This is a genomic window from Pedobacter sp. 01T416_2 (assembly GCF_056398925.1).
Genome location: NZ_JBFTQI010000257.1, coordinates 1 through 7258, shown reverse-complemented (window position 1 = coordinate 7258; position 7258 = coordinate 1). Strand labels below are relative to the sequence as shown.

The window sequence follows — 7258 nt, the reverse complement described above, 5'->3', positions numbered from 1 at the left end:
GAATAAATCTAAAATCCTTTTTTGGATTTGAAAAAAAGAATGCTACATTTGCAATCCCAAAAGAGGGTGCCATAGCTCAGTCGGTAGAGCAAAGGACTGAAAATCCTTGTGTCCCTGGTTCGAATCCAGGTGGCACCACTTCTAAAAGCCTTACAGAAATGTAAGGCTTTTATTTTTTAAAGTAATTTTAAAAAGAAGAAACTGTTATCTTCTTTTTTGAAAACATATTCTTTCCAAAAAAAATCATCATCCATCGTGCACGATGAATCAAGAAAATCATCTTCGTCCCAATTTGAAATGGTCTTTAGATTATTTATGATTAAATCGCTGTAGAAAAAGGAGAAATCATGTTCATCATTCTTAAAATACACCCACTCATAAAATTGCCTATCCTCCATGTTTAGCAAATAATACCTTAATCGCCATTTATTCTGATAATCGGCTACAAGTGCACAAAAAATAACCTGTTTTTTATGCACAGGAAAAATCATAGGATAGTTAATTCTTAACGGGCATAGTTCTGTATATTCTGATGGAAAAGTTATTCGAATCTCTTCAAAAAATGGTTTAATAAACTCTTCGTCGCAATAATTTGCAAAAGCTCTGTTTATTTTTTCTTTTTTTTCCTGCTTTAAAATGGCTACTAAGTAGGGTGAATCTTTAAATTCTTCGAACTGTATATCTCTTAAGGTAACCGTTTTGCCTAGTACATCATGCTGGAGAGGTACGTTCGGAAGAAACAAGCAATCATGCCAAAAATTGGCATTGTTACACGGTTTTTGAATATCATCTCTAACTTCAATTTCATCTTTCTGATTACCATAAAAGGTAAGGCTTTTTAAAATAAACCACTCGCCTTCAAAGAACATGCCCGTAAAGGAAACCGAAAAATAGGTATATACTTTTTCATCAATAAGCTCACGGGTTGATTTGCTTTGCCAGGAATCAGGAGTAATGAAATTTTTTGCCTGTTTAAAATCATAGAACAATGAGGTATAACCATGAAATAGATCATGATGATATTCAAAATCGTCATAATCTATTTCCGATATTTTTGTTAAAGTTGCAGCATAAAATTTGTTGTGTTCTTTATTAAAGACGCCTCCAAAATAACCTTTTAGCAGTGGTTTTTCTACTCTTGGCCATAATATTGACCGTAATTCTTCAGAATCTGAGAAATTCATATTGTCGATTTTGCATAAATCTATCAGTTTGAATTTTTTAAACCAAATATTACTCGGGGTCTACTACCAAGGGTAAGTCAGAGGAATAGTTCGAGATTGCGGCATTCTTGTGAAATTTTATAGTAAATGTTATACCCGTTTGGGAATCATTTCTAAGTTTTGGCTGTCTTTTGTTCCCGATCGGGCATGATTTTTTGATCTGATATTCCGTTTACAAAAAAAAGCCTCCGTTTTATCCAGAGGCCCATCGATTTTTATGTCTCCACATGATATTCACTTCTTTTTTCGGCTATTTCTTTAACTTTATCTAAAGCTTTTGGCCAGGTTTTTTCGAAATAATCAAGCCATTCTTTGATAATGTCCATATCTACAATAAGCTCTGTTTTGCCGTCTTCTTCTTCGAGGGTATAATTTTCGAACGATTCCCCCCAATTGTGCAGGGTTTCTTTTCCGTCTTTTATTTCGCCCAGGTGTTTGATAGACATATACCGGTTAGGGATATTATCCTGAATTACAGCTACCATTCCATCCCCGTTATTACCCAGAAACAGGGCCTTACTTCCTTTTTTCCAATCGGTTTCTACACGCGATCCTTCCATAAAAACAGCTGTCCACATGGGGTAGGTTTCTACGCCAAACAGCGTATTCCAAACTTTTTCTGCTGGGGCGTTAATTGTGGTTTTAAATTCGATCTTTTCCATGGTTCCTGGTTTTTAAATCAGATAATTTAGTATAACAAATTTGCGGCGGAATTGATTGACTTAAGCGGTGCAAAGGCGACAATTTATGGGGGCATAAGGACTAACATTGCGACACCGGTTTGGTAGATCTTGTTAAAATTTGCTAAATATTTCAGTAAAAAGTAATATAATCGGTAGATTTACGTAATTCACTGATACATATGCTTAACAGCACAATATTTTGAATTAAATTTAGTTTGTTGGTAAATAAAGTTTCTTTCTGAACAAATAACCATTGCCCCAGTAAATATATAAGATAATGTTACAATAATTTCCATGAGAAATAAGAGATTCCTTTACCTGGTTACACTAGGTTTTTTAAGCTTTGGGGCCATTACCGGCTGCAAAAAGAGCAGTCCTGCGCCCGATGAGCCTATAACCCCACCAGTTGTTACTACGCCTACCGGAACGCGGGATGAATTGACTAAAGATTCTATCTTTTTATACGGTAAAGAACTTTATTATTGGAACACTTCGCTACCAACTTATGAAGTGTTTAATCCGCGCGGATTTAGTTCGAATGAAGCTGAGTTATACGCTATGACACAATATTCTTTAGATCCGGCAACAGGAAAACCATATGAATATGTCAGCACTTCCACCACCGAACCTAAATATTCGTTCTTCGACTATACGGCAGCTACAACAGGTAAAACAGGAGCGCTTAAAGCAGATGTAAATGGCTCTGCCAATGATTACGGTTTTTCTGTTCAATATAATTATAATAGCTTTACAGACTTAAGGGTAAAATATGTTTATCCCAGCTCACCGGCAGCACAGCAGGGTTTAACACGTGGCTGCAGGATAACCAGTGTAAATGGAAGAACAGATCTGACCTATCCTGGAGCACTTAATTTTTTAAATAGTGCCATTTTTGGTACGAATGCCACGGTGACTTTGGCTTTCAATGATATGAGCGGCAACCCCAAAACAGCTGTTATATCTAGTAGCCTATATACTGTTAATCCGATATTATTTACCAATGTTTATACAGTTGGCACTAAAAAAGTTGGTTACATTGTATTTAATAGTTTCACCAATAATGCTTCTACAGCAATAAGTACAGTTTTTTCTAATTTTGCTACCCAGGGAGTAAGTGAATTGGTTATTGATTTACGTTATAACGGTGGTGGTTATGTTTCAACAGCTACCCAGATTATTAATTTAGTAGCACCGGCAGGAGAAAACGGCAATACGATGTTTACTTCTTATTACAATAACTACCTACAATCGATCACCACAGCTCAGCGCAAAGCCTCGGTTTTGGCACACCAACCGCTGTTAGATGATGCTGGTAAATTACAGACTTTTACAACAGGTGTAAACGGAAAGTATGCCACTTATGCCGATTTAAATTATTCGCCTACAGCTACCGATAATATAGAGAAATTTGCAAAATCAGGTAGTTTAGCATTAAACAGAGTTTATTTTATAGTAACTGGATCAACAGCCTCGGCAAGCGAGTTAACCATTAACAGTTTAAAGCCTGTAATGGATGTAAAACTGATTGGTAGAACAACTTATGGTAAACCTGTTGGTTTCTTCCTGATTAGAATAGATAAGGTGGATATGTATATTCCAGAATTTGAAACCAAAAATAAACTTGGCGTTGGTGGCTACTATTCTGGCCTTACAGTTGATAAAGAATCAGCAGAGGATTTAAGTAAGGCATGGGGCGATGAAACGGAGACTTTGTTGGCTTATGCATTATTGTATGCAAAGAACGGGAATTTTGTAACTACAGCTGCAAAAACGGCTAGTTTAAGTACAACGACAACGGCTGTTCCAAAACTATCAGTAGCAGAACTGAGAGTCTTAGATGAAAAGTTAGATCCAAAAGGATTTAAGGGGATGGTAATGACGCCTGATAAGAAATTTTAATAAAAGCTTTTCAATAAAAATGCCCGCTTAACATATTTAATTAAGCGGGCATTTTTATTTATGGTGGTATTTACAATAATATTTTACTACTGATATCTTTATTGATGGTAATGTAACCTGGATATTTAACAGGTGTATTGCCCAGCATAAAGGTCGGTTTTATTTTAATGGTTAATAAACCTAATTTTTCATCTTTTGAAGCTGATCCTTTCTGAGCAGCCTTGATAATATCGTTAAAAACATTGCCGTTAGATACTAACCCGTAAATGTTGCTTACCAGTTGTACCGGAACAGTAACTGTTTGACCTTGAGCAATGCTCACATTTTGATTAACAATGCCTTCTGCCAAATCGGTATTATTAACCAATATCTTATATTCAAACTGGTTTATGGCCGCTAAATTGCTTGATGGGTTGGTTATTTCTAAATTCAGATTAGCTTTTAAAGGAATGTCTTTTCTTAACAACCCCAATGCAACCCCAGGCAAACTGGTTAAGCTAAAACTTTGCTGGTCCATTAACTTTTTAACATCTGTACCTGCAATCGATACCTGTTGTACGCCTGTAATTTTATAGGTGCAGTCTTCCAGGGCTTTTATCTGCTGTGCCTGTCTGTTTATTCCACAGCCAAAAAGGCCAACAGTTAAAAGGCATACTAATAATCTTTGTTTCATTTTATGTGTGTTAAGTGATAGCATAAGTATCCAAAAATTTGGATATTTATGTACTGCAAACATAACGCCAAAATAATAAATCTATTTTAGATAGGTTAATTGCTTAAGCGGTTAATTGTTTAAACCGGTTAACTAAAGATCAAATAAGAACAATTTAACAATCTATCAATTTAAACAATTAACCTAAACCATTAACTTTACAAAAAAACAAAAGACATGGCCATTACCATCCGTAGGATAACTGCACAGGATAATACTGCAACAGCTGAAATGATCAGGACTGTTTTAAGAGAATTTAAAATAGACAAGCCGGGCACGGTTTACACCGATCCTACAACCGATGAGCTCTCTACAGTTTTCGAACACCCCCAATCGGCTTATTGGTTAGCTGAAGAAGATGGGCTTATTGTTGGCGGTTGTGGTATTTACCCGACCGAAGGCTTGCCAGATGGTTGTGTTGAGCTGGTTAAATTGTACACCTCGGCATCTTCGCGCGGAAAAGGGATTGGCAAAATGCTCATGGAGAAAAGTATAGAGTCGGCGCAGCACTTTGGTTATAATGAGATTTACCTTGAATCGTTTCCCGATCTTAAAAGGGCAATTGAGATGTACGAAAAGGCAGGATTTAAAAAAATCGCAGCTCCATTGGGTAATTCAGGCCATTTTGCCTGTAATGTTTGGATGCTACTGATCTTATAATTGGTTAATTGTTCAAACTGATTAATCGGTTAACTGTTGAAATCGAGAAATACAGCTCAAGTTGAAACTGGTTAATTGTTGGAATTGATAAATCAAGCTCAATTAACCAGTTAACCGATTTATACAGTTAACCCTTTAATCTTAATTTTTGCCGACTCTGCTTTCCTCATCGCTTGTTCCGGTTTGCCTGCTGCGGGCAGTTTTGATTTTCATGTTCCCGAATTTATAGGTGAAACTTAAGTTTATCCTACGGCTTTCCCATTCGTTCTGCCAATAGGTTTTAATGTTATTGTACGCCAGATTGGCTCTGAATTTACTGGTATTAAAGATATCGTTTACTTTTAAGGCCAACGTTGCATTTTTGTTCCAGAATGACTTTTTAGCGCCAACATTGAGCTGATAATTTCCTAAACTGCGGAATAAACCAGAAATAGAAGGAGAATCGTAATAACCATACACCGTTAAACTGTAGTTTTTGGGCAAAGTGATGGTATTATCCGACATAACAGACCAGTTCCACGAGAAAGCATTATAGCCATTTCCCTGTACTGCCGATGTGGTTCGGTTATAACCAACAGAAACTTCTGTACTGTTGTTCCACCATTTGGTTACATCAAAAGGACTTCCGGTGGCCATATAAAAATTTGTTGTACGGTTCAGGTTTTCTGGCCGGGAGATACTTTCTTTTGTGCTATTGTCCTGATAAATCACTTCCCACATCGCGCCATTACTTACCGAATAACTCAACGTTAGTACCCTGAAATTTTTAATCGAGTAATTAAATTCAAAACTATTGGCGTAAGATGGCTGTAATAATGGGTTTCCCTGTATGGCAGTATAGGGGTCGGTATAAAAGGTAAAGGGATTTAAACTGCTGTATGATGGCCTGTTAATACTTTTTCGGTAGGCTGCCGTTACAAGGTTGTTCGAATCCAGTTTTAAAGAGATAAATAGCGTTGGGAAAAGTTTCCAGTATTTCCTGTCAATCAGCGTATTGGTGCCCGATGAACTGCCATTGCCCAAAGTCTGTTCTGCACGTAAACCTGCTTTGATCTGTAGGTTTTTGAAGCTCTGATCTAAAGAAAGATAACCTGCATTGATGTTTTCATTGTATAAAAAGGCGTTGGTTCGGCGCGGATCGTTAATCCAGCCAGCGGTTTTTAGCGAATCGAAACGTACATCGCTCTGCGATTTTACCCAGCTGCTTTTCCAGCCAGTTTCCATTTTTAATGTTTTTGAAAAATTTAAGCTATAATCGGCCTTAATGGAATAAATAGAAACGTTGCCCATACCTTTATTACGTAAATCGATTGGATTGCCGATCAGCTGATCACTGGCATCGAGGTAATTATTGGTAAAGGTTTCATTCTTGCTGTTGTCGTATTGAACATAATCGGCATCAAAACCCAGTTCACCGCCCAATGTATCTATTTTGAAACGGTAGTTTAAGTTAAGTGCATGGTTTTTTTCGGTATTACTTTGCGGATTAAACATCGATGTTCCGCCCATTTTTATACCCGCTGCATTATAATTTACCGAATTGCTGTTTACCTTGGTTTCTTCAGGTGCGGTAAAGCCTTTTACCATTAAGCCTAAGGTATGTTTCTCATTGATAAAATAATCARCACCGGTAGAATAATTTAAGCTGTTGGTTACCGGGTGCCAGAAATTAAGCTGGTTATATTGTTCATCGCCAATTGTTCTGTTTAAAGTTAACCTGTTGTATGAATTATAGTGTCCGGCGTTTAAGCGTACATAGGTACTCACCTTACCGATATTGTAATTCAGGTTGGTACCAACATAAACTTTTTCATAACGGCCGTAACCACCACCCATATTCAGGTTCCCATTAAAGCCCTGCATTTTATTTCTTTTGAGTTTAATGTTGATGATCCCCGCTGTGCCAGCAGCATCGAAAGAGGATGGAGGGTTAGAAATCAGTTCGATTTTGCTTAACACCGATCCAGGTAGCGATTTGAGGTAAGTGGTTAATTCCACGCCCGTCATATAGCTCATCTTACCATCGATCATCACGTTGATTCCTTTTTTACCTTTCAGCACAATGTTATCGTCCATCGTCC

At 37.1% G+C, this 7258-nt stretch carries 6 protein-coding genes and 1 tRNA gene; 3 read left to right on the top strand and 4 right to left on the bottom strand.

Annotation, left to right across the window (positions count from 1 at the left end):
• The first annotated feature begins 65 nt into the window (after positions 1-65).
• A tRNA-Phe gene (locus AC1DPQ_RS12595) sits at positions 66-138 on the top strand.
• Between the two features lie 38 nt (positions 139-176).
• Here the strand turns inward: AC1DPQ_RS12595 and AC1DPQ_RS12590 are convergent.
• Together AC1DPQ_RS12590 and AC1DPQ_RS12585 are read right to left on the bottom strand one after the other, a co-directional pair.
• Complete coding sequence (locus tag AC1DPQ_RS12590; protein WP_477579582.1) at positions 177-1184, bottom strand: hypothetical protein; 1008 nt, start codon at positions 1182-1184, stop codon at positions 177-179.
• 254 nt (positions 1185-1438) lie between these two features.
• The gene (locus tag AC1DPQ_RS12585) at positions 1439-1885 is read right to left on the bottom strand and encodes an SRPBCC family protein (protein WP_477579580.1); all 447 of its coding nucleotides are present in this window, start codon (positions 1883-1885) and stop codon (positions 1439-1441) included.
• Between the two features lie 315 nt (positions 1886-2200).
• On the opposite strand from AC1DPQ_RS12585, the gene AC1DPQ_RS12580 reads away from it, so the two are divergent.
• Complete coding sequence (locus tag AC1DPQ_RS12580) at positions 2201-3805, top strand: S41 family peptidase (RefSeq protein WP_477609550.1); 1605 nt, start codon at positions 2201-2203, stop codon at positions 3803-3805.
• 70 nt (positions 3806-3875) lie between these two features.
• Here AC1DPQ_RS12580 and AC1DPQ_RS12575 read toward each other — a convergent pair whose 3' ends face one another.
• A complete protein-coding gene (locus AC1DPQ_RS12575; protein ID WP_477579577.1) occupies positions 3876-4478 on the bottom strand; it encodes a hypothetical protein in 603 nt (200 codons plus the stop codon).
• 216 nt (positions 4479-4694) lie between these two features.
• Between AC1DPQ_RS12575 and AC1DPQ_RS12570 the strand changes: the two genes are divergently transcribed.
• Positions 4695-5177 (top strand): GNAT family N-acetyltransferase, encoded by a 483-nt coding sequence (locus tag AC1DPQ_RS12570; protein WP_477579575.1) that lies wholly within the window; start codon positions 4695-4697, stop codon positions 5175-5177.
• A gap of 141 nt (positions 5178-5318) precedes the next feature.
• Here the strand turns inward: AC1DPQ_RS12570 and AC1DPQ_RS12565 are convergent.
• On the bottom strand, positions 5319-7258 hold a 1940-nt coding region (locus AC1DPQ_RS12565; RefSeq protein ID WP_477609548.1), incomplete at its 5' end, for an outer membrane beta-barrel family protein.

Bases quoted from the DNA above. Each gene is read 5' to 3' on its own strand.
- AC1DPQ_RS12575 (WP_477579577.1), bottom strand. From the start codon at position 4,478: ATGAAACAAAGATTATTAGTATGCCTTTTAACTGTTGGCCTTTTTGGC.
- AC1DPQ_RS12585 (WP_477579580.1), bottom strand. From the start codon at position 1,885: ATGGAAAAGATCGAATTTAAAACCACAATTAACGCCCCAGCAGAAAAA.
- AC1DPQ_RS12570 (WP_477579575.1), top strand. From the start codon at position 4,695: ATGGCCATTACCATCCGTAGGATAACTGCACAGGATAATACTGCAACA.
- AC1DPQ_RS12580 (WP_477609550.1), top strand. From the start codon at position 2,201: ATGAGAAATAAGAGATTCCTTTACCTGGTTACACTAGGTTTTTTAAGC.
- AC1DPQ_RS12590 (WP_477579582.1), bottom strand. From the start codon at position 1,184: ATGAATTTCTCAGATTCTGAAGAATTACGGTCAATATTATGGCCAAGA.